This is a genomic window from Pseudonocardia adelaidensis (genome assembly GCF_039543345.1).
GTDB classification, from domain to species: Bacteria; Actinomycetota; Actinomycetes; order Mycobacteriales; family Pseudonocardiaceae; genus Pseudonocardia; species Pseudonocardia adelaidensis.
The window spans coordinates 1-541 of sequence record NZ_BAABJO010000110.1; the positions used below are offsets into that span (position 1 = coordinate 1).

The following is a 541-nucleotide window of genomic DNA, read 5'->3' on the forward strand; positions in this document are numbered from 1 at the left end:
ATCGGACCTTCACCGAACTGCCTGTTGTCTAAAGAAACCTGCATATCTGCATTAGAATTGATAATATTTCCGTCAATCATAAATTGAGTTCCTAAAGCAGTAGTATTATATTTATCGGTACTGTATGTAAATCCACCTCTGTTCTCACGAAGCATAGGTCTGTTGTTGAAACTTAAATTGGGTGTTTTTGCCAATCCTCCGGGTAATAGTTCCATGAGATCGGTTAAGCTTGATGGCTGTAGGAAAGATTGACAGGAAGAAACTGATGATGATGATGATGAAGTGTTTGGGGTTTGTTGATTGGGGTAATTAGGGATATGATCAGAGAAAGTCTGAGAAGAAGAAGAAGAAGTAGACCAAACCGAGCCAACTACTCGTCATCCGAGCCTAGACGACTTCCCAGTCGACCTCCTCCTCTACATCCTCTCCTCCCTCCCCACAATTGACGCCGTTAAAACCAGCTCCGTCTCTCGCAAATGGCGAAACCTCTGGTCCTCCGTCCCTTCTCTCAGCTTCGACTACTCCATCTTCCCTCCCGCCG

1 protein-coding gene and 1 pseudogene are annotated in these 541 nt (G+C 45.1%); one reads left to right on the forward strand and one right to left on the reverse strand.

Annotation, left to right across the window (positions count from 1 at the left end):
* Positions 1–215 (reverse strand): hypothetical protein (locus ABEA81_RS42465; RefSeq protein WP_345613746.1); only part of this gene is annotated, 215 nt, incomplete at its 3' end.
* 187 nt (positions 216–402) lie between these two features.
* Between ABEA81_RS42465 and ABEA81_RS42970 the strand changes: the two are divergent.
* Positions 403–541 (forward strand): annotated as a pseudogene (locus tag ABEA81_RS42970) (F-box protein); the annotation flags it as partial.